This is a genomic window from Rhizobium sp. C1 (assembly GCF_021026335.1).
Taxonomy (GTDB): domain Bacteria; phylum Pseudomonadota; class Alphaproteobacteria; order Rhizobiales; family Rhizobiaceae; genus Ensifer_A.
In genome coordinates, this window is sequence record NZ_JAJNCY010000002.1 from 16,666 (window position 1) to 42,834 (window position 26,169).

At 60.4% G+C, this 26,169-nt stretch carries 21 protein-coding genes; 10 read left to right on the plus strand and 11 right to left on the minus strand.

Annotation, left to right across the window (positions count from 1 at the left end; all coding sequences use genetic code 11):
* Positions 1 to 48 precede the first annotated feature (48 nt).
* From LQK83_RS05605 to LQK83_RS05615, 3 genes are all read left to right on the plus strand, one after another.
* Complete coding sequence (locus LQK83_RS05605; RefSeq protein WP_230836361.1) at positions 49 to 1,047, plus strand: NAD-dependent epimerase/dehydratase family protein; 999 nt, start codon at positions 49 to 51, stop codon at positions 1,045 to 1,047.
* On the plus strand, positions 1,044 to 2,156 hold the full coding sequence (locus LQK83_RS05610) for a DegT/DnrJ/EryC1/StrS family aminotransferase (protein ID WP_230836363.1): 1,113 nt from the start codon (positions 1,044 to 1,046) through the stop codon (positions 2,154 to 2,156). The genes LQK83_RS05605 and LQK83_RS05610 overlap by 4 nt, the downstream gene beginning before the upstream one ends.
* Before the next feature lie 73 nt (positions 2,157 to 2,229).
* Positions 2,230 to 3,591, plus strand: a complete 1,362-nt coding sequence (locus LQK83_RS05615) for a nucleotide sugar dehydrogenase (RefSeq protein ID WP_230836365.1) — start codon at positions 2,230 to 2,232, stop codon at positions 3,589 to 3,591.
* Positions 3,592 to 3,657: 66 nt separating this feature from the next.
* Here LQK83_RS05615 and LQK83_RS05620 read toward each other — a convergent pair whose 3' ends face one another.
* The 8 genes from LQK83_RS05620 to LQK83_RS05655 form a co-directional block, all read right to left on the minus strand.
* Complete coding sequence (locus LQK83_RS05620) at positions 3,658 to 4,215, minus strand: class I SAM-dependent methyltransferase (protein ID WP_181366653.1); 558 nt, start codon at positions 4,213 to 4,215, stop codon at positions 3,658 to 3,660.
* Between the two features lie 16 nt (positions 4,216 to 4,231).
* Positions 4,232 to 4,789 (minus strand): class I SAM-dependent methyltransferase, encoded by a 558-nt coding sequence (locus tag LQK83_RS05625; RefSeq protein ID WP_109855445.1) that lies wholly within the window; start codon positions 4,787 to 4,789, stop codon positions 4,232 to 4,234.
* A 1-nt stretch (position 4,790) separates the two neighbouring features.
* Positions 4,791 to 5,534, minus strand: a complete 744-nt coding sequence (locus tag LQK83_RS05630) for a methionyl-tRNA formyltransferase (RefSeq protein ID WP_230836367.1) — start codon at positions 5,532 to 5,534, stop codon at positions 4,791 to 4,793.
* Positions 5,535 to 5,549: 15 nt separating this feature from the next.
* Positions 5,550 to 6,980 (minus strand): hypothetical protein, encoded by a 1,431-nt coding sequence (locus tag LQK83_RS05635; protein ID WP_109855443.1) that lies wholly within the window; start codon positions 6,978 to 6,980, stop codon positions 5,550 to 5,552.
* A gap of 118 nt (positions 6,981 to 7,098) precedes the next feature.
* On the minus strand, positions 7,099 to 7,836 hold the full coding sequence (locus tag LQK83_RS05640; RefSeq protein WP_230836368.1) for an SDR family oxidoreductase: 738 nt from the start codon (positions 7,834 to 7,836) through the stop codon (positions 7,099 to 7,101).
* Positions 7,833 to 9,152 carry an FAD-binding oxidoreductase gene (locus LQK83_RS05645; RefSeq protein WP_230836369.1) on the minus strand — a complete coding sequence of 440 codons (1,320 nt, stop codon included), beginning with the start codon at positions 9,150 to 9,152 and terminating at the stop codon, positions 7,833 to 7,835. Before LQK83_RS05645 ends, LQK83_RS05640 begins: the two co-directional genes overlap by 4 nt.
* Positions 9,149 to 9,571: a GtrA family protein gene (locus LQK83_RS05650; RefSeq protein ID WP_230836371.1), complete on the minus strand. Its 423-nt coding sequence runs from the start codon at positions 9,569 to 9,571 to the stop codon at positions 9,149 to 9,151. The genes LQK83_RS05645 and LQK83_RS05650 overlap by 4 nt, the downstream gene beginning before the upstream one ends.
* Complete coding sequence (locus LQK83_RS05655; RefSeq protein WP_230836372.1) at positions 9,568 to 11,013, minus strand: UbiA family prenyltransferase; 1,446 nt, start codon at positions 11,011 to 11,013, stop codon at positions 9,568 to 9,570. Before LQK83_RS05655 ends, LQK83_RS05650 begins: the two co-directional genes overlap by 4 nt.
* 263 nt (positions 11,014 to 11,276) lie before the next feature.
* On the opposite strand from LQK83_RS05655, the gene LQK83_RS05660 reads away from it, so the two are divergent.
* The 5 genes from LQK83_RS05660 to LQK83_RS05680 all read left to right on the plus strand — a co-directional run bounded on the left by LQK83_RS05660 (position 11,277) and on the right by LQK83_RS05680 (position 17,477).
* Entirely contained in the window at positions 11,277 to 13,073 is a 1,797-nt protein-coding gene (locus tag LQK83_RS05660; RefSeq protein WP_230836373.1) for a glycosyltransferase family 39 protein, read from the plus strand.
* Between the two features lie 171 nt (positions 13,074 to 13,244).
* Entirely contained in the window at positions 13,245 to 14,288 is a 1,044-nt protein-coding gene (locus tag LQK83_RS05665; RefSeq protein ID WP_230836374.1) for a glycosyltransferase family 2 protein, read from the plus strand.
* Entirely contained in the window at positions 14,278 to 14,970 is a 693-nt protein-coding gene (locus LQK83_RS05670) for a class I SAM-dependent methyltransferase (protein ID WP_230836376.1), read from the plus strand. The genes LQK83_RS05665 and LQK83_RS05670 overlap by 11 nt, the downstream gene beginning before the upstream one ends.
* Before the next feature lies 1 nt (position 14,971).
* Entirely contained in the window at positions 14,972 to 15,352 is a 381-nt protein-coding gene (locus LQK83_RS05675; protein WP_230836378.1) for a GtrA family protein, read from the plus strand.
* 166 nt (positions 15,353 to 15,518) lie between these two features.
* Positions 15,519 to 17,477, plus strand: coding sequence for a hypothetical protein (locus LQK83_RS05680; protein ID WP_230836379.1), 1,959 nt, complete (start codon positions 15,519 to 15,521; stop codon positions 17,475 to 17,477).
* A 174-nt stretch (positions 17,478 to 17,651) separates the two neighbouring features.
* Here LQK83_RS05680 and LQK83_RS21740 read toward each other — a convergent pair whose 3' ends face one another.
* The 3 genes from LQK83_RS21740 to LQK83_RS05695 form a co-directional block, all read right to left on the minus strand.
* On the minus strand, positions 17,652 to 19,550 hold the full coding sequence (locus LQK83_RS21740) for a glycosyltransferase family 4 protein (RefSeq protein ID WP_230836380.1): 1,899 nt from the start codon (positions 19,548 to 19,550) through the stop codon (positions 17,652 to 17,654).
* Between the two features lie 210 nt (positions 19,551 to 19,760).
* Complete coding sequence (locus tag LQK83_RS05690; protein WP_230836382.1) at positions 19,761 to 21,536, minus strand: ABC transporter ATP-binding protein; 1,776 nt, start codon at positions 21,534 to 21,536, stop codon at positions 19,761 to 19,763.
* Positions 21,537 to 21,752: 216 nt separating this feature from the next.
* On the minus strand, positions 21,753 to 23,828 hold the full coding sequence (locus tag LQK83_RS05695; protein WP_230836383.1) for an NAD(+) synthase: 2,076 nt from the start codon (positions 23,826 to 23,828) through the stop codon (positions 21,753 to 21,755).
* Between the two features lie 303 nt (positions 23,829 to 24,131).
* Between LQK83_RS05695 and LQK83_RS05700 the strand changes: the two genes are divergently transcribed.
* The gene (locus LQK83_RS05700) at positions 24,132 to 24,914 is read left to right on the plus strand and encodes a glycosyltransferase family 25 protein (protein WP_230836385.1); all 783 of its coding nucleotides are present in this window, start codon (positions 24,132 to 24,134) and stop codon (positions 24,912 to 24,914) included.
* 201 nt (positions 24,915 to 25,115) lie between these two features.
* The gene (locus tag LQK83_RS05705) at positions 25,116 to 26,081 is read left to right on the plus strand and encodes a GGDEF domain-containing protein (protein ID WP_230836386.1); all 966 of its coding nucleotides are present in this window, start codon (positions 25,116 to 25,118) and stop codon (positions 26,079 to 26,081) included.
* Positions 26,082 to 26,169 lie beyond the last annotated feature (88 nt).

Here is a 26,169-nt window from a genome sequence, read left to right on the forward strand (position 1 = left end):
CGCAGGCCGGAAAGACGTGCAGGCGGCGGACTATAGGCCACGGAGTATATGATGAAGGTTTTGGTGACGGGCGGTGCTGGCTATATCGGCACGGCACTTGTGGCGCAGCTTCTGATGGAAGGTCATTCCGTTCGTGTGCTCGACAAGGGTATCTATAGTCTCGAGCCCCTTCTGATCTTCAGCGCTGCAGATCGTTTCGAACTGCGCGTGGGCGATGTTCGTAACGAAGAGACGCTGACGAACGCCCTGGACGGCATGGATGCCGTCGTTCATCTGGCCGCCATGGTCGGCGAAGCGGCCTGTTCGATCGACGAGGAAGCAACCGTTTCCATCAACGAGAAGGTGCCCTCGAAGCTTCTGGCGCTGTGCGAAGACAAGGGCGTCGGCCGCGTGGTCTTCCTCAGCACCTGCTCCAATTACGGTGTGTCCTCGCCGGATGTTCTGGCCGACGAAGAGGCGGCGTTGACGCCGCTGTCGCTTTACGCCCGCACCAAGGTTGCCGCAGAGCGCGACATGCTCGGCTTCAACGGCAAGACGGTTACCACCGTGCTGCGCTTCGGCACGATCTGCGGCCTGTCCGGCCGCATGCGTTTCGACCTTCTGGTCTCCGAACTGGCGCGTGACGCCATTTCCGGCCGCGAGATCGAGATCTACAAGCCGGAAGCCTGGCGGCCCTTCCTGCATGTGCGCGATGGCGTTCGCGCCGTTGTTCACGTCCTGGGGTCTGACGTTGCCAAGGTCAATCGCCGGGTCTTCAACATCGTCGGCGAGAACCTGCGCAAGAGCGATCTGTCCGACATGGTGCTCAAGCACTTCCCCGACGCGAAGATCCGCGTCACTGCGGCCAATCCCGACAACCGCGACTACCGCGTCACCGGTGCGCGCATCGAGAACGAGCTGGGCTTCCGCTGCTGCCTGACGGTGGAGGACGCCTTCCTGGAAACCGTTGAGTCCGTCCGCACCAACGCCTTCCGCGACGCCGCCTGGCCGGGCCACAGCGCAATCCCGCTGCCCGAGCGCAAGCCCCTGATCGGAACCGTATCATGAGCGCCGAGAACGCCGTCTTCAACATGCAGCCGCTCTTCACGGATGCGGATGCGGAAGCTGTCGCGCATCAGGTGCGCATCGGCTTCGTCGGGCCCGGCCCCAAGACCAAGGCTTTCGGAGAGGCTCTGGCAGCCTTTGCCGGCCGCTCCTATGGCGAGCTGACTGTCAGCGGCACGATGGCGCTGACAGTGGCCGCCGTCGCGATCGGTCTCAAGCGCGGCGACGAAATCCTCGTGCCCGCCTATGGCGTCGTTTCCACGATCAACGGTTTCGGCTCCTACGAGTTCAGCCCGCGTCTCGTCGATATCGACCCGCAACGCGCCGTCATCACGGTCGAGGAGCTGGAACGCCGCGTGACGCCGGCCACCCGCGCCGTCTGCTATGTCAACTTTTCCGGCGCGACCGGCCAGGACCTTGTCGACATCGAAGCCTTCTGCAAGGAGCGCAACCTCTTGCTGATCGAGGATGCCGCCTGCGCGGTCGGCCAGTCCTTCGAAGGACGTCGCGCCGGCAGTTTCGGTGATGTCTCGTGCTACTCCTTCTCGGTGCCGAAGGTGCTGACCACGGGGCAGGGCGGAGCGGTGCTGACCAATGACGCCGAAGTGCGTGACAACGTCATCCGGTTTACCGACCACGGCGACACGGAGTGGCGCAAGACCAATCTCAATCACGGCATCGGCAACAACCTGCGCTGCAACGACATTCTCGCAGCCCTCGGCATGGCCCAGCTCGACACGCTGGAAGACCGGCTGTCGCGCCGCCGCGCGTCCTATGCCGTTCTGACAGAAGAGCTGCCGGATCATATCTATCGTATTCCCGGCAACGAAGCGCCGCTGCACAACATCGTCCTGGCGGACAACCCCGCCGCGCTGGTCGCAGCGCTCGGTGAAAAGGGTATCCGCGCTGTGCAGCAGTATCGCACGGTGAGCGAACATCCGCCTTATCAGCATCTGGCCGACGTGGCGTTTCCGAACGCAGACCTCTGGAGCCGCCATGCGGTCTATCTGCCGTTCGGCACGGGCCTGACCGAGGAACAGGCCATGCGCGTCGCGCGTGCGGTGAAGGAAAGCGGGCAGGTATTGAAGCCGTTTCGCTCCAATCGGGCATAATGAATTGATAAGCGGCCCGTGCGCCGCGGGTTTTGACGGCGACGAACAGGTCGCGGGGGTTCAGGAGAAGATAATGCGTGTTTCGGTAGTGGGCTTGGGTAAAGTGGGGCTGACGCTGGCGACCAGCCTGGCTGATGGTGGCCAGGAGGTTGTGGGCGTCGACGTTTCCGCCGGCCTGGTCGACGCAATCAGTTCGGGAACGATCCATACCGACGAACTGGGCGTCATGGAACGTCTGAAGCGGACCCACGCCAAGAATTTCCGTGCCACGACGGACATGGACGATGCGATCCTCAACAGCGATGTGACCTTCGTCATCGTGCCCAGCCCGTCGAACCAGCTCGGCGGCTTCTCCAATTCCTTCATCCTGAAGGCCTGCGAAAGCATTGGCGCAGCACTGCGCAAGAAGACAACGCCGCATGGCATCTCCATCGTCTCGACCATGCTGCCCGGTTCGTCTGATTACTCGGTCATTCCCGCGCTCGAGGAGGCTTCGGGCCGCAAGGTCGGCGAGACGCTGCACTATTGCTACAACCCGGCCTTCATCGCGCTCGGCGAAGTGGTCAAGGGTTTCGAGACGCCGGACTATGTCCTGATCGGCGAGGCGACGCCGGCCTGTGGTGATCTGATCCTGGAAGCGCTGCAGCCCATGCTGCGCAATGCCCCGCCGCTCGCGCGCATGACGCCCATCGAGGCGGAAATCACCAAGGTCGCGTCCAACACGCATGAAACCATGCGCGTCGCCTTCGCCAACATGCTGTTGACCATTTGCGGCGAAGTGCCCGGCGCGAATGTCGACCGCATCACCGGCGCACTGACGCACCGCATGGGCCGTCGCTTCTTCAAGGGCGCGGTTCCTTATGGCGGGCCCTGCTGGCCGCGCGACAACCTGGCGCTGGCCGTATTCATGGATGCGATCGGCTCGCCCAGCACGGTTCCGCGTACCGTGCATGCCTCCAACGACCACCATGGCAAATATGTGCTGGAAAAGGTCATGGCACTTGCTCCGCGTGGTCGCACCGTTGGCATCATAGGCCTGTCCTACAAGCCTGGAACCCCGGTCATCGAGGAATCCTACGCCGTCAAGCTCGCCCGCGCGCTCAACGCCGACGGCCGCAAGGTTCTGGCCTGGGACCCGCTGGTCACGGCTGATAACACACCGGAGCTGACTTCCGTCCTCACCTTCAACGCAACGGCGGAAGAAACGCTCGCCGGCGCGGACCTGACCGTCGTCGTCAACATGATGCCGGAGCTTGCCTCGATCGATTGGTCCGCAGCCGCAAAGAGCACCGTGCTCGACTGCTGGCGCTGCCTCAACGAAACGCAGCAGCTCGCCATGGGCCGTTATCTCGCGCTGGGCGCCAATCCGCCGGGCGATCTTCACGCATTCATTGGCGAGCGCATCGGTCGCAAGTTCGATCTGATGACGTCTTAAAGAAAAAGGCGCGGGAGATGATCCCGCGCCGTTCTCGTTTCAGGCCCGCTTGTTTGCCGGCGTGTCTCAGGCCGGGCAATAGGCCTGCATGTTCAAGTTCCACAGAATGCCGCGTTCCTTTTCCATGTGTGGGAAATAGGCCTGCGAAAAGTCGTCGACATCGGCATGTTCGGTTTGGCGCCAGTCCCAGATTTCCGGTCGCTCGAAGCCGGCCTTGACGAAGACGGAGGCAAGGGAAGCTTCGTCATAGGTCGTCCGGTGATAGATGTGACCGCCCTCACCGTCCGGGATCTTCCCGTACAGCGTGCCGAGGAACCACTCCAGCGGCAGGCCGGCCTGATACAGCGTTGCCATGGTCTTGAAGTTGGGAACCGAGACCCGCAGGATGCCGCCGGGCGCAAGAACGCGGCGCCATTCGCTCAGAACCTCGATGACCTCTTCCCGATCGAAATATTCTATGACCTGGCAGGCATAGATCAGCGACGCAGTCTTTGCTTCGAACGAATCCAGACGGCGGATGTCCTGCAGGTGGTCGATATGCGGGAAAGACACCTGGTCGATATGAACGAAGCCGGGAATGTATCGTTTCCCACAGCCGATATGAAGTTTCAACAAGTCCGTCATGATAGCCCCCTTGGCCTTACGGCTTTCGCCCTTCCAGATTGAGATTCCACTGAATGCCGCGTTCCTTTTCCATGTGCGGGAAGTAGGCCTGCGAAAAGTCGTCGATGTCGGCATGTTCGGTGGTGCGCCAGTCCCAGTGCGCGATGTCCACGAAGCCGGCCCGTGTCAGTACACCGCGCAACGATGGTTCGTCATAGGTGGTGCGATGATAATCATAGGGCCCCGGGCCACTGGCTATCCGCCCGTACATGGAGCCCACGAACCAGTCCAGCGAAAGACCTGTCAAATAGAGCCGCGTATAAACCTCGAAGTTCGGAACGCAGAGGCGCAGGATGCCGCCCGAGACCAGCGTTCGACTCCACTCGGCCAGAACGGACTGAACCTCTTCCCGGTCGAAATATTCGAGGATCTGGCCGGCATAGATCAGCGAAACGCTGTTGTTCGGGACGAATTCAAGAGTGCGGGCATCGTGTACACGATCCGCATTCGGCAAGGGCCGCCGGTCGATATTTACGAAGCCGGGGATGTAGCGTGACCCGCAACCCAGATGCAGTTTGAGTAGAGGCTGCTCCATATTATTCCTCGATCGAAATGTAAAAACGCTTGTCGCCGATATGGAAAGTGGGCTTGCGCTTGCCGGGGAAGGTCATTGCGCGCACCTCATCGTAAATCTGCTGCGGATCACGGGTGATGTCGATCTCGGAAATCACGTCGCGTCTGCGGAAATAGTAGGAGACCGCCTCGGGATCTTGTGGCTGTGCCGGAATTCGACCATCCGCCTCGATCAGGCGGTGAATGTTTCGTGTGAACAGTTCCAAGATGCGGCCGGAGGCACGGGTGTGAAGATCGTAGGCCGTGTCGTCCTCGAAAATGGGCACGGGCAGCATTTCGATGATCGGCCCCGTATCCAGCCCGTGGTCGACATAATGCATGGTGACCCCGAATTCCCAGACATTGTCCTGGCGGGCAAGGCGGATCGCATGCATCACTCCATTGGCGCCGCGGAAACGCGGCAAGGGGGCCATATGAATGTTGACAAAGCCGCGCTGCGGGTAATCGACAATTTCGGGCGGCAGGATGCGGTCGTAGAGCAGGCTGATGCCGAGGTCATAGTCCTGATCTTTGATCGCATCATGCTCGATGACCGGGATGCCATAGTGTTCGGCGAGCATGCGGACATCCTGATCCGGACGGATCGGCGGCTGGCGGCGATGCGGCGCGATCGCGACGACATGTGCCTCCGGCACATTCTGCAACAGATAGCGAAAGCAGTGAAAGCTGCGAAGGTGGCTGCCGAGGAAAAGGACACGGACTGACATGGAGTGGCTCGCCTTTCAATGTGCCTCATTCGGGAGTAACAAATGGTCGAAGCTCATCTGAACCCGCGCCTGCCGGAGCAAGGTGATGGCGTGAACGCGCAATTGCGCGGGCCCCTCCGCGCCTGAATTGCGGAACATCAGGCCTTCGCCATCCGCCGGCATGGGAATGTAGACAACCTGACGCCGACCGTCGCCGTTGATGTAATGCTCATTCATCAAGTCGTTGCCGGAAAGTGCGCTGACGCCGGCCTGACCCGACACGCCTTCCATGTCGAGCTTCATCCAGCTCCAGTCTAACTGACTCTCCTGCGGAATCTCCACTCGCAGAAAGGCCGAATAGCCCCACTGCGCGGCAACCGTCGTGATGAGGACCGGCGCAGCCGTCCCTTCGACCAGGGACCCTGTCCAGTGATCTTCAGCGCGAATGCTGGCCGGATCGATCTCGATCACATCCAGCGGGATATGTTCAAGAGGCTGAAGCGGCTGGCGTCCGCTCTTCGCCTGCGCCATGCGCAGGAGAACCGCGTTGGCGGTTTCGATCTCGCTTGACGGCAGGCCGTCAGCCGGACGTTCAAGGTCGGGACTGGAAATTCGCCACAGGCGCTCGCCCAACGCATGCCATGTATGGGTGTGCAGGCCCCAGTCCCGCGAGTTCAGATAGGGCAGGTTGGCATTGAAGTCATAAGCCTTGCCCGGATAGTTGTTCGGCCGGTTCATATAGGAATTGCCGTGGTTGATGTGGAAAATCTGTCCCAGCAGTTCACAATCCAGACCGGCGGCCATGGCATTGTAGCAGAAGCGTGAATCGAGATGCAGCCGGGCAAAGGAAATGCCCTCGTCAAAGCCGCGCAGACCATTCATGGTCGCCCGGTCCACCATCAGAAAGTCGCCGCAGGCATGGGTATAGGGAGGCTTGTCATAGGGCGGTTCGGTGCAGGTGTTGATGCTGACGATATTGGCGGGGTTTTCGAGGATCGCCGCATCTGCGGTCGAGAAGTCAATATCTTCACGGATATTGACACGCTCCGCGCGATAAAGGCAGCCAGGCTTGAGACCCTTCGTCTTGATCCTGTCTGCCAGTTGCTCGCCGAAGAACAGATCGCCGCTGGTGATCAGCAGGAAGTCCGAGCTGCTCGTGCGGAGAGCGCAGTTGTAGGAGTGGTTCAGCATGAAGTCCAGATTGTCCGCCGTGCAGAGGCGGGCATGGACCTCTGCATCCACGACGATGGCGCGGACATGGGGGAACGTCTTCACCAGATCCGGCGAGATCAGCGGATTTTCCGGCGGCGGATTCCACTCGACGAAGGTCACCCGAAAATCCACGTTGCTGCCTTCGAACAGCGCCCTGTTATAAGCGATCGAAGCATAGAGCTTGGCGAGCCAGTTGGGCTCGTAATTGTCATTGCGACCGAGGACAATGGCTTCAATCGAGAACGTCTGGGTCATGAATGGCTCTTGGCAACCTTGAAGATGGAATGGGTGACGGCGTTTTATAGGAACTCGCGCCGCAAAGGAATGCGCCGCGATCCAACCTTTCTGGGAAGGCTCTTCCTTCCAGGCGGTGTCAGAGGCTCAGCTTCTTGAACACCGCTTCCGGGATGTGGCGGATGATGAGCATGATGATCTGCCAGATCGGGCGGACATAGATGATGTTGCGGCCCTTGGCGACGGCGCGGGCGATGGCTTCGCCCACTTCCTGCGGCTCGGCCGTCAGCTTTGCCGGCAGGTCCATGCCTGCCGTCATCTGCGTGTTGACGAAGCCCGGCAACACGGTGACGACATGGACGCCCTTCTTGGCGAGCCGATTGCGCAGGCCGGAGAGGAAGGCGGTGAAGCCGGCCTTGGCGGAGCCATAGACATAGTTGCTGGCGCGCCCGCGAATGCCGGCGACGGAGGAAATGCCGACCAGCGTACCCGTGCCCCGCCTCTCGAAGCGATTTGCCAGCACGGCCAGAAGGCTGGCCGGGCCTTCATAATTCGCCCGCATGACGGCGACCGCCGCCTGGATGTCCCGCTCGTTTTGCGCCTGGTCACCCAGAACGCCGACCACGCAGACCGCGATCTGCGGCAATTCGGGCAGGCTGTCGACGAAGCCTGCATGGCTCTCCGTCGCCAGTGCGTCGCAGTCATGCAGCGTCACGCTGACGCCGTAGCGCACGGCGATGTCCGTCTGGTCTGCCGCAAGGCGGGCGCTGTTGCGCGCGGCCAGCTGGATCGCATGTCCCTTCGCGGCGAAGGCATGGGCAGTCGCCCGGCCGATATCGGAGGCAGCACCGATGATGAGAACGGGACCTTGGGTCACAGGGCGAGCCTTTCGGATTGCGCCGAGCGGAAGCGCCCGGTGAGAGACTGGGATTGGCGCAGGTCGCGGAACGCCTGCGCGCGTGGATCGGAAGCGGCAAGTGTGGCCGCACTCATGCGGCTGTCCTTGGCCAGATAGAAGCGGCCGCCATGCTCGAGAACGATGCGGTCCAGCCGGTCCATCAGCGTCAGCATGCGCGCATTGACCGGAAAATCGAGCGCCAGCGTGTAACCGAGCATGGGGAAGGAGAAACGGCTCTCCTGCGCGCCGAAGCGCTTCAGCACGGCGAGGAAGGAGCCTGCGCCGGCATTCGAAATCATCTCCAGCAGCGCCCGCATGCCGCGCGCCGAACTCTCCAGCGGTAGCACGCATTGGAACTGGGCAAAGCCGTTGCGCCCGTAGATGCGGTTCCAGTTGAGAAGCGCATCGAGCGGATAGAAATAGCTGTCCCAGTTGACATAGCTCTCGCCGGCGCCGCTGCGGCCCTTCCAGTAATAGGCTTCGTTGAAGGCGCGCACCGACAGGCTGTTCAGCAGTCCGGACGGCGCGTCGAAAGGCACGGCCAGCGATGGACGCCGGCCGATGTCGAAGGGGGAGGCGGCCCGTTTCAGGTCCAGCTCCGCCCGCGTCGCATGTTCGCCCAGCATGACCAGCGAGCGGCCAAGTCCGGCGCCACGGCTCAGGCAATCGATCCAGGCGACGGAATAGGTGGCCGCATCGTTGCGCTCGAAGAGATCCATCGCCTCGTCGATATTCGCCGCCGGCAGCAGGGTCTGGCGGATCCAGGCGCTTTCGACCCGCCGCAGCCGCAGCGCGGCGCGCAGGATCACGCCCGTCAGGCCCATGCCGCCCACCGTCCAGGCGAAGAGATCGGCATTTTCGTCGCGCGAGCAGCGCGTGACCACGCCATCCGGCCCCATGACGTCGATCCAGTCGAGACAGGCGGCAAAGCTGCCATCCTTGTGATGGTTCTTGCCATGCACGTCGGCGGCGATCGCGCCGCCAAGCGTCACGAATTTCGTACCCGGTGTGACGAGCGGGAAGAAGCCGCGCGGCAGGAAGGCGCTGATGATCTCGGCCAGCTGCACGCCTGCTTCCGCCACCAGCTGGCCGCTTGTCGCGTCGAAGGCGATCATGCGATTGAAGCTGCGCATCTGCGCCGTCAGAGGAGCGCCGATCGCGGCATCGCCATAGGCGCGGCCGTTGCCGCGCGCAATCAGCGGGTCGGCAAGCAGCGCGCGCAGCGCCTCTTCCCCGCGCGGGGCCTCAAGACGGGTGTCGAGACGGGGATAACGCCCCCAGCCGCTCAGCATCATGACATGGCCTTCAGTCGCGCATCGGTGAAGACGAAGCGCCGGTCCAGATGGTATTTCACGACATAGCCGATTGCCAGTCCTATCACGGCCCCGATCTCGCGCGCGGCTTCCGTGCGCCACAGGAACCAGGCCGCGCTCTCCATGCTCCAGAAAATGGCGGTCGTGACCAGTCCCATCACCGTATAGAGCGTGAACTTGCGGCTATGCGCCTCGATACCGGCCTCGGTGTCGAAGAAGATCCAGGTCTTGTCGAGGATGTATTTCACGACGAGGCCCGCGCCGGTGCCGATGACAATGGCGGCTGCAAAATGCAGCGCGCTCGAGCCGAAGAAAAGCACGATCCGCTGGCTGCCCAGATTGATCAGTGTGGCGATCACGGCGAAGGCGGAATAGCGCAGGATCAGCGTCGTCGGCGTCAAAGCACCACTCCTGCCACGACGAAGAGCAGAACGAAAAAGCCGCAGATCTGGCTGAGCCGGTCCGTCACCGCATAGACAACGGGATCGTCATGCATTTCGCCGCGATGCGTCACCATGACCATATGCGTGATCCAGTAGAGCAGCACGAAGCAGATGCCCCACAGCGCCGTGGGCTCGTGATAGAGCACCACCATGGCTTCGGAATTGACGTAGAACGCCATGATGACCACCGCCACATAGCCGGACGAAATGCCCATCATGGAAATGATCGGCAGGTCGTCAACATGATAACCGCGCCCCGTGGCAAGGATCTCGCCGCGCTCGCGCATGTCGACGAGTTCGGCCTGTCGTTTGACGGCGGCCAGCGAGAAGAAGAAGAACATCGAAAACGCCAGCAGCCAGACCGATAGCGGGATCGACATGGCGGTTCCACCGGCCACGATGCGGATCGTGTAGAGCATCGAAAGAAGGCAGATATCGAGCACCATCTGCCGCTTCAGCCAAAGCGAATAGGCCGTGGTGAAGACGAAATAGATGGCAATGACAAGCAGCATCCGTTCACCCAGGATCGCCGACAAGCCGGCGCCCGCGGCAATCAGCATGGGTGCCATGAAGGAGCCACGCATCAGCGAGGCAGCGCCTGAGGCAAAGGGGCGCCTGCGCTTGCGTGGATGGGCGCGGTCGGAATGCAGATCGAGCAGATCGTTGAGCACATAAACGCCGGACGCCATCAGACTAAACGCCAGGAAGGCCAGCAAGCCCTGCCACAGGGTTTCCAGGTTGAACTGATGGGCCGCCAGCATCGGCAGGAAGATCAGAATGTTCTTCAGCCACTGATGCGGCCGCATCGCCTTTACGTAGGGCTTGAAGGACTCCGGCTCCGAGACGATATGCTCGCAGGCGATTCCGAGCGCGCTGGCCTTTCGCTTGACATCGGCGCTCGCATTGACGGTCACGGCCTTTGCCGCGTGCCGCCAGACGTCCACGTCGCAGCGGGAGTCGCCCATATAGACGAAGCCTTTTTCCCCGAAGCGGGCAACAAGAAACTCCGCCTTGGCATGTCCCTTGAGGTTCTTTCGGCCGTCCGAACCGTGCACTTCGTCGAAAAGGCCGAGATGCGCGGCAATATCATCCGCCAGCGCCTGATCGCTCGCCGTCACCAGAACGACGCGGCCGCCGTTGCCGCGCCAGTCCTCGATATAGCGCAGCACACCCTCGTTATAGGGAAGCGTTGCAGGATCGACGTTGGAATGCGTGGCAAGCAGGCGCTTGAGTGCGGCCTTGCCGCCAAGCGCTTCCTGAACACTTTTCAGCGGCTGCTGGATCGTGGTCGATATGGAAGACCAGAATGTCTCGAAAAGCATATCGGAACGCAGCAAGGTCCCGTCGAGGTCGATGGCAAGAACAGGGGCCGAAGGCTGTGTATGAGTAGGTTCGGTCATAAGGATGTTAGACTGCTTTATCTTGCCGGTTGACGAAAACGGCGCTTGCTACCACGCCTGCACCCAAAGGGCAATTTCAAGGCTTCTGATATGCCTGCACTTTCTCACTGGATCCCCAGCCGCAAAATGATTTGAACCGGCGCGTTCGATATCTATCAAACTGCGGAAAACTGTCGATGTTTCGTTGACCGCTGAGCACGTGCAATATAGCTATCCTCGCTTATGGCACAGGGCCTGGGGCGCAAAGCGGAAACGGATTTCCTATGTGGAATGGTAAGTCAGAACATAATACAGGTGCTTACCGGAATTTTGATATAATTGTTTTGATATGTATTCCCGTTGCTTATGCGCTGATAAATGACAATTGGATGTTTACAGCGATTGGCTGGCTCGATCCATGGTATTATATAGGCTATGGCCTTAATTATAATGATCCCGCCTATCTTGACGATTATTATAAGATTTCAAGACTTCCGTGGGTTTTATTGGAGTATGTTGTAAGAAGTAACTTGAGTTCTTACTACTCAAGTGTTGTCATGCAAATGACTTTGATGTGTGGCACAATTGCCGCTTTGTATGCTGTAATGTTGCGGACCCTTGGTCGGGTCGGCGCGTTCTTTGGTGTTTTGTTTTACGCAACCTATGTTTTTTCCTATGCGTCGGGTGGCGCAGACTACCACAATAGTTGTGGGGGGTTGTTTTTTGCGTTATCTTGGATATGCGCAATCCGCGCTGCCGAGACCAATGCTTCTGCACGTTGGACAATAGCAACTGGAGCGATGATCGCTCTTTCAGTTCACAGCATAATCGTTATGGTGAACTTAGTTCCTATCCCTGTGGTGTTCTTTTTTGCTCATTTCAGAATGCGGCATCACCGTTGGCCGCCGATCGTCAAGACGGTTTTGTGGGGCACCTTGGGTGGTTTGGTCGTTACCGCTATTCTATGCGCAATCAATTGGGGTGTGGGTCGTAATCCCTGGTTTTTCTTGCTGCAATTCAAACTAGCTTCATCATTCGTGTCCGATGCAAGTCATCAGGTTTCATGGTGGCATGACTGGAGCACCCCTTGGTATCTTTCGCGAGATCGCCTTTATCTCCTCCCAGCCGCGGCCGGTCTTGTCACAAGCATCCCTTTGGCCTTTTACATTTGGTGGAGCAAAACGAGTGTCCAACGGCGCACGATTGCTTTGCTTTATGTTCTGACCTACACGTTTTATGGCGTCTTATGGATATCGTGGCAGACCATTGGCCAAACTGCTCTGGATTGGGTGTATTTTGCCTATCCGCTCATCTTTCCATTAACTGGCCTGATTGGCGCAGCCGCAGCAGTGAGTAGTGAGAAGCTTGAGACGAGACTGGGCATGTCCTTCACGGTGCTTGGCGCCGTTTGTGCAGCCGTGGTTCTCGCTCCTTTCGCATTATATCCGCTTTTTGATTTTCATTATAAAGATGCGTATCTATTCATCGCTATTGGCATTTCGTTTTTAATTTTCATTATTGTTATCGCCAGGGAGAACGTCAGCTGGAAGTCTTTCGTCGGGTCGGCGATAGTTTTTTCCTTGTTTATGTCGGTAATGAATTATGCCGCGTCGCAAAATAACCCGGATCAGTTCAATAGAAATAATTGCCAATACAATGCGAATAACGTAGCAGCGATTGTCGAAGGGCATCGTTTCCTGCGCGCTCTTGGGTATCCTTTTAAGAATGTTCTGATATGGGCGGATCCCAAAGAGGAATTTCAGTTGCCGCATTGCGATGGTGGCCCAGCCGTCGTCTCTCTTGGACAATTTTGGCCCTCTTTGGTATCAACCGGTTTCAGATATGTTGCAGCCCCATGGGACGCGAAGAAGCTCGACGATATCCCTGACAAGAAATTTCAGGAGATCGCGGGGAGTAAAACGCTGATCGTTCAAGTCAGCAACTCTCCCGCCGAAGTGGAAAAGCTTCGCAACCGGTTCGCGGCTCTGCCGGATGCTCCAGAGATCGGTCAAATACAATCTCACCAGCTTGAGCAGTTGCCGGTAAAGCTGTATTTCTTCGAGGTTGGGCCTAAAGGATAGAAATGATCATCGTCTGAAAAGCGCTCTGCTGTCATTTGGCTGGATCAGGGATGTTGAGCCGCTTTTCATAGATGTGACGAAGCGGTCGAGCGAGCACAGGCACACGGCTTAGGTTATTGTTTTGATAATAGAAATTTCTCCGAAAAAGAATGGAAGCCGGTTTTGCCCAGCGTGTGCGTAGACAAAATATTCGAGATCGAGCAGATCACGCGGCGCGGCGCTGGAGCCAAGGGCCGGCGCCCCGTACAGCCTCGCCTGGCGCTCGTCATCCCCTGCTACAACGAAGAGGACATGCTGCCGATCACCTTCGCGAAAATCGGCGCTTTTCTGCAGGCGTTGGTGGAGCAGGGTCTGTGCGCGCCCGACAGCTACCTTGTTTTCGTCGATGACGGATCGAAGGACAGAACCTGGTCACTCATCGTGGAGCGCTCCGCCAGCGAGCCGGATCGCTTCCGCGGCATCAAGCTGGCCTCGAATGTCGGCCATCAGAATGCGCTATTGAGCGGGCTCTTTTATGTGACGGACCACTGCGATATCAGTGTCAGCATTGATGCCGACCTTCAGGACGATCTGAATGCCATTCAGGAAATGATTGCGGCTTACCAGGCCGGAGCCGAACTGGTTCTGGGTGTGCGCAAGAGCCGCGACACCGACACCCGTTTCAAGCGAAGCAGCGCCCGCGGCTTCTACAAGATGATGAAGTGGATGGGCGTCAATCTGGTCGAGGACCACGCGGATTTTCGCCTGATGTCAAATGTGGCGCTGCAGAATCTGATGCAGTATCGCGAGCGCAACCTCTTCCTCAGAGGCCTCATCCCCATCCTTCACCAGGACATTGCCTTCGTCTATTATGACAGGCTGGAGCGGGTGGCCGGGGTCAGCAAATATCCGCTGTCGAAGATGCTGATGCTCGCCTGGAACGGCGTGACCTCCTTCTCCATCAAGCCGCTGAGGGTGATAACCGCTGTCGGTCTTCTGGTCTTCGGCTGCTCTCTGCTTATGACCCTTTATGCGCTTCTGGGGTCGGCGGTCGGCCGGGTCGTGCCGGGCTGGACATCCACTGTCATCCCCATCTATCTGATCGGCGGACTGAATATGAGTGCGATCGGGGTGCTGGGGGAATATATTGGCAAGATCTTTATCGAAGTGAAGCGCCGGCCGCGTTTCGTTGTCGATCGCCTCACAACTGAAAGGAACGCCGTGGATGAGCCATGATCAGCACCAGAAGGTCGATTTTGATCTCTACGCCGAAAAGTACGAGGCACTCTTGCAGTCGCAGCTTTCGTTCTTCGAGGGCGATCGCAGCTATTTCACGCGTGCGAAGGTGGACATCCTTCAGGAGCTGATGCAGGAAAGGCAGCCGAAGGCGATCCTGGATTTCGGCTGCGGCATCGGCCTGTCTCTACCCTTCCTGAAGGCTGCCTTTCCCGGGGCGGATGTCTATGGCTCAGACCTGTCGGAAAAGAGCCTGCAATATGTGCGCGACAACATCCCCGGCGTGACGGCCCTGCCGGATGGCGACCTGGAGAAAAAGCGGTTCGACCTGATCTTTGTCTCCTGCGTCTACCATCATATCCATCCCTCGCTGCGATCCGAAGTGACGAAACGTCTCGTCAGTCTGCTGAACCCGGGCGGGAGCCTCGGGATTTTCGAACACAATCCCTATAACCCGGTAACGCAGCGGATGGTCTCCACCTGCGAGTTCGATGAGGATGCGATCCTGCTGCGCCCGGCCGAAACGTCCAGGCTGCTGCAGGATGACGGTGGCCTGAAGCTCGCCTCCAAGGGTTTCTATCTCTTCTTCCCGGGCTTCCTGAAGGCCTTGCGCGGCATGGAGAAGATGCTGAGACCCCTGCCGCTGGGAGGGCAGTACTTTGTCGTCGCTTCGAAAAGCTGAGTTGCTGCGTCAGCTGCGCCGTTTTTCGCTGGTCGGGCTACTCAATACCTCCATCGGCTATTTTGTGATCATTCTGGTCCAGCATCTGACCGGCCGGCCCATTCTTGCAAATGTCGCCGGCTATGCTGCCGGCCTTGCGTTCTCCTTCGTGCTCTATCGCGTCTATGTCTTCGAGGCGAAGGGCGAGCGCAGCCATCCGCTCAAGTTCGTCAGCGCCTTTATCGTGGCTTATTCCGCCAATATGCTCGTGCTGACCGAGATGCTGGCGATACGGCCCGATCTGCCCTATCTCGCCCAGGTTCTCGCGAGTGTAGCCTATCTTGCCGTGATGTTTACGATGTCCAAACTGTGGGTTTTCAGGCAACGCAACAGAGTGACCTGAGCCGCCGCCCGCCGGGAACTCCGACCTGGTGCGGGCAAACTTGAAAGTGGCACCATATCCCGCAAATCAGGCGGGGAAATACAGCCACTGCGTCAAATCCTTGCTTGCTATTGCGGACATTGTCGCCGAAATGGACCAGGGGAAATCACAAGAAGGTGTGGATCTGATGGCCGTTACCAATGGGGGGGTAACCCTTTGGCAGGGTAGGGTGCTGCCTGCCTTTCGCAAGCATGCGGCCGGCCTGCGCGGTCTCGCGGTTGTTTTGAGCCTGCTGCTGGCGGCTCTCGCCTGTCTTCATGCATATTCGGTCAACTTCAACCACATCTACAGGACCGGGCCTTATCTCTCCGACACGGGGTGGTATATCGGCCTTCTCCGGCAGGTGGATATTCTGCTGGCAGACCCGCCCACGATTGGCAGCAACTCCTATTTCAACGTCCATTTCAGCCCTGTCTTCGTGGTTCTTTCAGTGGTCCGCGCGGTCTTCGATGCCGACCTTCTGGGTTTCGGCTTCTGGTTCTTTGCCGGCGTGTCGATGCTGGTCGTCATCGCGCCGCTGGCGCTGGCGGCCCTGACGCCCGAGCGGTCCGACCGCCCGCTGCTGATGCTGATTGCGGGTTTCGGCTGTGTCGCCTGGGCGATGAGCAAATTTGTCGGCGGCTTTTTCGGCTATCCGCATCCGGAGACCATCTATGGCTTCCTGGCCCCCGTCGGCTTCGTGCTGGTGATGCGCGGGCACAGGGTTGCGGGCGCGCTTCTGCTGGCTGCTCTCCTGCTCTTCCGCGAGGACATGGGCTTCCACATCTTCTCGTTCGCGTTCCTGACCTATCTCTGGCTGAAGATCTCGAAAGGCGATCCGGTCCTGGCGCGTCGCTGTCTCGTGCTGTCCGTCGCCGTTTTCGTCTACAGCCTGGCGGCCCTCTACATCCAGAAGCACTACTTTGTCGCCGACAACGCGCTCGCGCGCATCTATCTCGGATCGCCGCCGCTGGCTCACCTGAATGCCGCCTATCTATGGCAGAGCCTCTCGGCCTATGTCACCGAGCGGCCGGCCATGGCGATCCTGCCGGCTGTCTGCGTCATCATGGCGATCTGTTTCCGTGAGCCGGCCTATCTGATTGGCGCGGTTGCCGTCGCGCCCTGGGTGATGTTGAATGCCATTGCGATTGCGCCCGCCGCGCGCAGCCTCTCGCTCTACTACGCCTTTCCGTTGCTTCTGACGGCGGTCTGGCCTCTCGTCGCCAGCACGTTGCTCGCCAGGCGCAATCGCCGCACCCAGCAGCTTGCGGCCTTCGCTCTCTTCGCGCTCCTTGCGTTTTGGTTTACCTCGAGTGTGCCCCGCAACAGCATGGCTGATCTGCGCGATCTTGCCGCGCAGATTCAGTCCGGGCCGGACCGCAGTCAGACGAGCCTTTTTGCCGATCTGCTTCTCAAGGCGTCTGCCGCAGAGGGCGACAAGGTCTTCGCATCGGCCGCGACCGCCTCGCTCACCGGCTTGCAGATTGCGCCGAAGCAGCTGCTCGATGGCCAAACTCTCGTCGCGATCGACCGTCCCGACACGGTTGTCACCTTTTTCCCCGGCGAGCACGGTTTTTCCGACTTCGGTATGCGTCTCCTGTTCGCCAACCGGAACACCCTGCAATTCGGCAATACACCGATCCTGATCGCCTATGATCGCGACGACGACATCCGCCTCTTCCGGCAGGGGGCTGCCGCGGCAGGCGTGCCTTTGCATCCAGCTTCTCTTCTCGGCACACTGATGCGTGGTGTGTCCTCCGTGACCGCGACGCGGGACGGCCGTTTCGTGGCCGAGCATCCGACCAGCGGCACGATTGCCTATGGTCCCTACCTGAACCTGCCCAAGGGGCGCTATCACTTCGAGGCGACGGTGGAGACAACCGCCTGCGCGGCCAATCCATGTATCATGAACATCATCATCATGGCGCGGGGACAGGAGGTCTCCCGCACGGCGGTGCAGGTCGAAGCCGGTGCAAAGACACAAATAGGCCAGGATATCGCCATCGATACCGATGAGGCAGGGCAGCGTTACGAAAACGCCGTTTTGGCCACCTCCCCTTGGACGGGGCAATTGAGCGGCCTGCGCCTGACACGGCTTGCCGATTAGAGCAATTCGAGGAGCAGTGGGAACCGGTTTTCCATTCGGAATTGCGTAAAAAAAAATAGATAGAGCATCTCAGGCGATCCGGCTTTCACCGGAAATTCTCTTGCCGCTCCGGCGCACCGCGGATCAAGCTTGTCTACGTCCGCATGAGAAAAGCGGGAGGCGTGGCCCGCAGGCTCAGTTCCGAACGTGATCCCCTTCCGCAAGCTCGCACGCGCCTTTGAGTACCTGCAGCAGTTCATCGACGGAGCGACACCAGCTGTATGTCTCGCTCACATGCCGCTTCAGGCGCACTGCGGCGCCTTCGTCCGGTTCCCGTTCCAGGAAGTCGCGCATGGCCACGGCCCATTCCAGCGGGTTGTCCGGCTGGCAGAACTGGACGCCCTGCGTCAGGATCTCGGTCATGGCGGGCCGGGCGCTGGCAATGGTCGGGACGCCGAGGAGCGCGGCTTCCAGCGGCGGAAGGCCAAAGCCTTCGTAAATGCTCGGGAAGAGCAGGGCCCTTGCGCCCTTTACGACATGAGCGAGATCGCTGTCGCTCAGCCGGCCGAGGAAGCGCACCCGCTCCTTGATCATCGGATCGGCCTTGTCGTCCTGACCCTTGAAGCCGTTGCCGACCACAAGAAGCTTGCAGTCGCGCGCTTCCGGCAGGCGGATCGCCTGGTAAACGACATCCAGATTCTTGTGATAGTCGCGTGAGCCGATGCACACGAAATACGGCTCGGAGGGAAGCTCGATCTTGCTGCGGCTTTCGTCCTGCCAGCTCGAGATGTCGACCCCGTTATGGATCACCGAAATGCGTTCCCGCGGGATATCGAGAACGGCAGAGATGTCGGTGGCGCTGCTGTTGCTGATCGTCACGATGTGGCTGGCGCTCTGCGCGACGGTTGCGAACTTGTAGATCCATTCCCGAACGATATGGTCGGGAAAGACATGCGGCAGAACCAGCGGAATGACATCGTGGATCATCAGCACGGAATTCGGCGGCAGGACCCGGGGGCACCAGTGGATGGAGGGGAAGAAGTTGACAACCGGCCGGTCCGACACCCTCACCATACTCTCGGGCAGCACACGGACCTCGCGCTTCTGCAACTCCTTCAACTGCGACTTGGCCACGCGGCCCACGCCTCTCTCGTCGTTGAGCGCATTGGTCGCGAAGTTCAGCGTGAAATCCGGAAACTCGAGTTTGAGCATCCGCGTATCGGACACATACCCGTCCTGGCTCGGCAGAAGCGTGCCCAGTTGCGGCTTCTTCGGAAAGCGGCGGCGGATCGCGCGGCGAATGATGCGTTCCGGATTGAGCCGGCGCAGGAGCGGCTGTTCGTGGAAGGAGTCATGCTGGTTGAGGCTCACGGTCGTGTTCGGCTGTTCCAGCAATTTGCTGTAAAGCCTGACCACTTCCCGCTTTGATGCCGAAGACGAGTCAAGCTCGGCCCTGAGCCGGAAAAGCTCGTTCTCCAGCTTTTTCTCCCTGCATGTGACGAAATCGTCCGATGCGTTGGGCGGCGTCTGGAGGCGCTCCTTCAGATGCTGCGCGTCCGGAGAAAGGTAAAAGCGGTTGAAACCGTCGGAATAGACACGCGCATAACCGCCGGCGAGGAGGGGGCGTTCGAATGCATCCAGTCTGGCAATGCGCGCGTCGGCCGCAACTGCCGAAGACAGAAGCACGATCCACGGGCGAAGCTCGGTCAAGCCGCCATTTTCGATCATGCCTTCGCTGATCCGATCTGCATCGACCTTCAGGAAATGCACCGCCTGGCCGGGTGGAACATGCTGCTTCCAGTCCGCGCCTGCCACACCGTTTTCCGGGCCGATCGGGGCGAAGCTCATGCCCTCGGCAGTCTGATCGGCCAGCAGGCTCACATCCCTCAGCCGCCGCGCCAGCCGTTCGATGCCACGCCGGTCCGTGCCGATATTGATGCCGTTCCAGCCGGCTTCGTAGAAACCTCTGGTGACCGAGTTCATGTCCGCTGCAGCTGCGCCCAGATCGATATAGAAGCCATGATCGATGTCCCGGAGGGCTCTTCGAAGGAGGACATCTTCCATGTTGCGAGCGAAGGAAACAAATTTCGTCACTCGGTCGTCTCCAGTTCAGGTGCGATGGCGCTCACGCATTCGGATCGCGGCAATTTCATTTTGATGCGATCAGCCGGAAAAACCCGTCCTGCATCCAAGTTTTTGAGAAACATATGTGGAGGGCTAAATTACGGAGTGACGCCGGCTTACGTCAACTCCGTGACAATTGTGCAAAGGGGTTGAGCGTCAGGGCCGCCAACATGCGCCGCGTCAGTCGACGACCTCCGCGGCGCTCGGGAGAAGCTGGAGTTCATAGAGCCGTCGGAATGCGCCGTCGCGGCCGAGCAACTGGTTCTGCGAGCCCTGCTCGACAGCCTTCCCGCCTTCCATGACGACAATGTTATGCGCCGCCGTGATCGAGGAGAGCCGGTGCGCGATCATGATTGTCGTGCGGTCCTTGGCCAGACGTGCGAGCGCATCGCGGATCAGCGCTTCCGATTCCGAATCGAGCGCACTGGTGGCTTCGTCGAGAATCAGGATTTCGGCATTGCGCAGCATGGCGCGCGCAATGGCAAGGCGCTGCTTCTGGCCGCCGGAAAGCCGGCCGCCATTTTCGCCGACATCGGTATCGTAACCATTCGGCAGCTTCATGATGAAATCATGCGCGTTCGCGGCCATCGCGGCGGAGATGATTTCCTCTTCGCTGGCGCCCTGACGGCCCAGCTCGATATTGTGGCGCACCGTGCCGTGGAACAGGAATGTATCCTGCCCGACAAAGGCGATGCGCTCACGCAGCGACGCGAAGGTAATGTCGCGCAGGTCCGTGCCGTCGATGGTCACGGAACCGGCCGTCGGATCGTAAAGGCGCATCACCAGATTGATGATCGACGACTTGCCGCCACCCGAGGGGCCGACCAGCGCGGTCGTCTTGCCGGCGGGGAAGGTCAGGTCGAGGCCTTCGAAGACCGGATGGCCTTCGTCATATCCGAAGCTGACGTCGTTGAAGCGCACCTCACCCTTGCCGGCGGGCAGTGCAATCGCGTCGGGCTTCTCTTGAAGATTGATCGGACGATCCAGCAGTTCGTACATCATCCGCACGCCGAGCATGCCCGATTCCAGGCTGACGCGCATTCTGGCAAGACGCTTGGCCGGCTCATAGGCGAGAAGCAGGGCGGCGATGAAGGACATGAGCTCGCCCGGAGACTGACCGCCCTCGACAACCCAGTAGCCGTTGAGCGCAATCACGCCCGCGATCGCCAGACCCGAGAGGGTTTCCATGATCGGGCTCGAGGCGGCTTCCAGCTTTGCCATCTGGTTCGAGCGGTGCTCGACATCCGAGACATGGCGGCGCATGCGGTCGCTCATGTAGCCTTCAAGACCGAAGGCCTTGACGACACGGATGCCGGTTGCCGTTTCCTGGACGTTTTCGATGATTTTACCCAGCGAAGCCAGTTCCTGCTCCATGATTCTCCGGACCTGACGCGTCAGCGTCCGCACACCGATCAGGGCTGCCGGCCCGACGACCGAGGAGACGAGAAACAGGATCGGCTGCTGGATCACCATGACCGCAAGAAGGCCGATGAGCGTGAAGAGGTCACGCACGAAGGATGTCACGACCAGATCGATGACCGAGCGGGCGGCCTGCGCATTCGTCGTCAGACGCATGACGAGGTCGGAGGATTCCATACGCGAGTAGAAGCCGACATCCTGCTTCAGCACGTGATCGAAAATCCGCCGCTGCGCCAGCGCGATGATGTTGTTGCCTGCCCTGTTGAGGAAGACCGACTGGATATAGGTCGCGATCCCTTTGGCGACGAAAATCAGCGCCACGAGCATGGCCACGCCCAGCACCTTGTTCAGGTCCTTACTGACCACGGTCGCGTTGACCACGTCGCGCAGCATCCAGGCGCTGAGCGAGGTCGTGAGCGCAACCACGATCATCGAGCCGATGGCGATGCCGTACCAGGGTGCCTGTTTCCGGAAATTTTCCGCAAGCAGGCGCTTGAGCAGGCTCTCATTGGCAGCGGACAGTATTTTTTGCAGCATTGGGTGTTTGGCCTTTCGCGTATCGCGAAACTGTTGGGCAACGGATCCGGCGGCAAGTCATCGATCCCACTTCATCGAGTTAGGGCCGCGATCCCAAGTCGCGCCTATTTGGACCGTCGCGCGGGAAAATGCAAGGAAGCTTGCGGGGAACCCGCCGCCTCCGCGCAGCATTCTGTCGGCTTGTGTTGAAGACGGGATACGCCCCGCAGCCGGCGATCAGGCGCCGGAAGGCGGCGGCAACACCCGGTCAAGCTCGGCGATCCATGCCGCTGCCGTCCCGTCGGACGGCGCGCGCCAGTCGCCGCGCGGCGAGAGCGAACCGCCGGAGGAGATCTTCGGCCCGTTGGGAACGGCCGATCGCTTGAACTGGCTGGTGAGGAAAAATCGCCGCAGGAAGGAGCGCAGCCAGAAGCGGATGGTCTCCAGATCATAGGCCTGCATCTTGTCGGCGCTCATGTTTGGCGGCCATGGCGCATCGCTTTCTGCCCGCCACGTGTGCCAGGACAGGAAGGCGATCTTCGACGGGCGCAGCCCGTAGCGGATCGTGTGGAACAGATTGAAATCCTGAAGCGCGTAAGGCCCGACGAAATCCTCTGTCTTCTGCGTCGGCGTATCGCCGTCGCCGGGCACGAGTTCGGGGCTGATCTCCGTGTCGACGATGGATTCCAGCGTCCGCGAAGCCTCCGCGCCGAACAGATCCTTGGCCACGACCCAGCGGATCAGGTGCTGGATCAGCGTCTTCGGCACGGATGCATTGACGTTGTAGTGGCTCATGTGGTCGCCCACGCCGTAGGTGCACCAGCCGAGCGCCAGTTCCGACAGGTCGCCGGTGCCGAGCACCAGGGCATTGTTCTGGTTCGCCAGACGGAAGAGGAGCGAGGTGCGCGCGCCGGCCTGCACGTTTTCAAACGTGATGTCATAGAGCTTTTCGCCCTCGGCGGCCTTGTGGCCGATATCGTGCAGCATCTGGGTCGCGGCTGCGGCGATGTCGATTTCCTTGGCGCTGACGCCCAGCGCATTCATCAGCTTCCAGGCATTCGACTTCGTGTGGTCCGAGGTCGCAAAGGCCGGCAGCGTGTAGGCTAGAATATTGGTGCGCGGCAGGTTCAGCCTGTCGAAGGCGCGCGCCGCCACGATGAGCGCATGCGAGGAATCGAGCCCGCCCGACACGCCGATGACGATCTTCTTCATGCCCGAGGAGCGCAGGCGCTGGGTCAGGCCCTGAACCTGAATATTGTAGGCCTCGAAGCATAGCTCATCGAGCCGCGCCGTATCGCTCGGCACATAAGGGAAGCGCGTCAGCGGCCGCATCAGGCCGAGATCGGTCAGCGGCGGGTCGAGATGGAATGTCACGCGGCGATAGGGCTTGTCCGGACGGTTGACGCGTCCGCATTCCTGGAAGGAGCCTGAGCGCATGCGCTCGCCCGACAGACGCTCCAGGTCGATGTCGGCCATGACCATGTTCGGCCGGTCGAGAAAACGTTCGGCCTGCACCAGCAGCGCGCCGTTTTCATAGATCATCGCATGGCCGTCCCAGGCCAGATCGGTGGTGGATTCGCCTTCGCCGGCGGCCGAATAGAGATAGGCGGCGATGCACTGGCTGGATTGCACCTCGCACAGCGAATGCCGGAAATGCGCCTTGCCCACCGTCGCGTTGGAGGCCGACAGGTTGACGAGGACGCTCGCGCCGGCCATCGCGGCGCGGGTCGAGGGCGGAATGGGCGTCCAGACGTCTTCGCAGATTTCCGCCGCGACCACGAGACCGCGGCAATCATCCGCCTCGAACAGAATGTCGGTGCCGAAGGGCACGTCCTGTCCGCAGAGCGTGACGCTGTCGACAGCGGTGGAGGCTGCGACGGTAAAATAGCGCGGATCGTAGAATTCGCGGTAATTCGGCAGGAAGCTCTTGGGCACGGCACCCAGGATGCGGCCCCGATGGATGGCGATGGCGCAATTGTAAAGCCCGGTTCCGACCCGAAGCGGCGCGCCGACGAAGAGCAGCGGCAGAAGACTTCTGGAGGCCTCGACAATCTGTGTCAGCGCAGCTTCCGTCGCATCGAGCAGGGCGCCCTGATGGAAGAGGTCATCGATCGAATAGCCGGTCAGGCCCATTTCGGTAAACAGCACGACGGCCGCGCCCTTGTCGCTCGCCTCGCGCGCCAGCGCCAGGTGGGCGTCCGCATTGGCAAGCGGCTCGGTGAGATGAACCAGCGGCGTGGCGACAGCGACGCGCGCCATGCCTTGCGCATAGAGGGAGGCGAAAGTGTCGGCGTTGAGAGAAGAATGCGTCATGCAGGTAAACCGGGCTCGTTCTGTTTGCGAAATTCCGAGAGTCGGACCGTTATCACGGCGGGGTGTCTTCACCAAGCATAACACTCGCCCTCGATCGCTGGAATGGCAGCCCATTGTTGGGGAGCATTAAGTTTTTTTAAAAGTGCTTCTGTACTTTGCGACCCTGTCGAACCGTGCGGCTTTACAGTCGCCGGCAATATTCTTGTGTTTTCTCATCGACCTGCCGCAGAAGCCCGAGGAATGATGTTGTCGTATGGCGGGCCTGTCGCTAAACGTAAGCCTCCGTCAGTGATAGAAGATATTATGTTCCCGATACCCGTTTATGTGATCAATCTCGACCGCTCCACCGACAGGCTGGAGAAGATTCAGCGCTCCGCGCTTCGGCACAAGATCGGTTTCATTCGCGTGCCGGCGGTGGATGGGCGCGTGGTCCCGGCAAGCGAACGTCTGGGGCTGAGCGAACTGCTCTTCCGGCTGCGCTGCGGGCGCCGGTCGCTGCCCGGAGAATATGGTTGCTATCGCAGCCACCTGGAGACCCTGCGCATGGTTGCCGATGGCACAGCGCCTGCCGCTCTCGTCATGGAAGACGACGTCGAATTTGCCGATGGGCTCGGCGAGGCCATCCCCGCACTTGTCGGCCTGATGCCGAAACATTCTGTGCTGAAACTCGTGCATCACCGCTCCGGCGGTTTCCTGCCGCTCGCCACGCCCGCCGCCGGCCTGGAGGTCGGCGTTTGCTGCATGGGGCCGCAGGGCTCGACGGCCGCCTATCTCGTCACCCGCGCCGGGGCGCGCCGGCTGCGGCGGCGGCTGCGCCTCATGTCCCTGCCGGTCGATGTCGCCATGGAGCGCGCCTGGTCAACCGGCGTCGACGTGCTGACGCTGCGCGACAATCTTCTTCCCTTCATGGACGGCCGCAGGGGCGACACGCTGGTCGGCACCTCGGAAGAATATCGCGCCGTCAAGTTCCTCAAGCTGCTGCGCATCCCCTCCTATCTCTTCAAGGGTCTGGAAAACATCTGGCGCATGGCCTACGCCTTTGTACGCGCCGGCCTCTGGCGCGTGCGGTGTCAAGCTGACGGCTGAGGCGCGCCGCCAGGCGTTGCGAAGCCTCGCAGTCTCCGGCAGGCGCGCCGGCTCTTACACCGTTTCATAACCCTAAATTCCAAAGGTAGGCGGATGCGGCGCCGGGCAAGGGCCGCATGAAACGATAAGCTAACGATCCTCCCTCATAACTGTCGGTCATGACGCGCCCGCAGTGCGCGGCGGTTTGATCGAGGTCGGGAAATGAATTCTCAACTTGTAGCACGTGGCACGATGGGGGATATCGCCGCTGGCAATGTGTCGTCTCCGGAGCAGTTCAACCGGGTCCGGGACCTGTTCGATCAGACGTTCAAGGCCGCGCGTGTTGGCATATGGGTCTGCTCCCTGCCGGATGAAAAGCTGACCTGGACCGACACGGTCTTCGAGCTCTTTGACGTCGATCCGCAATCCCCTCTGCGCCGCGACGATATCGTGGCGCTTTACACACCGGCCTCGCGCCAGGCGCTCGGCGCGGTTCGATCGGCCGCGATCCGCGACGGCGACGGCTTCAGCCTTGATGCGGAAATCGTCACCGCCAGAGGCAATCACCGCTGGATCCGGATCACCGCCATTGTGGAACGCGTCGATGGAGTCGCCACGCGCCTCTTCGGGATGAAGCAGGACATCACCGCCGAAAAGACGATGTTCGAGCACATCCGCCGCACCGCCGAAATCGATCCCGTAACCGGTCTCGCCTCGCGCGCGAAATTCGAGGACGTGTTCGAAAGCGTCTGCGCCGCAAGCGGCGCGTCCTCCCATGCTCTTCTCCTCGTCGACCTCGACGGGTTCAAGGCGATCAATGACCGGCTGGGCCACCAGACGGGAGACGCTTGCCTCACGATGGCCGGCCGCAAGCTCGTCAGGGCGCTGCCCGAGGCGACGCTCGTGTCGCGCATCGGCGGCGACGAGTTTGCCGTGATCCATGCCTGCGCATCGTCGGAAGCCCTGCAGCAGCTGGGCGACCGCATTGTCACGGCTCTGGAATTCTGGTGGGGGCGCGGTTCCAGAAAGCTCAAGCTAACGGCCTCCGTCGGCGCCGCGATGATCCGCGATAGCGCGGTTTCCAAGGATGTCTTCGCGCTTGCCGATCAGGCCCTTTACCGGGTCAAGGCGGAAGGCAAGGACGGTCTGCGGCTTGCGAAGGACAAGCCGGCCGTCAACGCGGCCTGATCCCGTCGCGCCGGCGGCGGACTTTCCGCCCCAAACAAGTTCCGGGCAATGCAGCGCCGCTATTCCTCCTCCTCAGCATGCTTGAAGC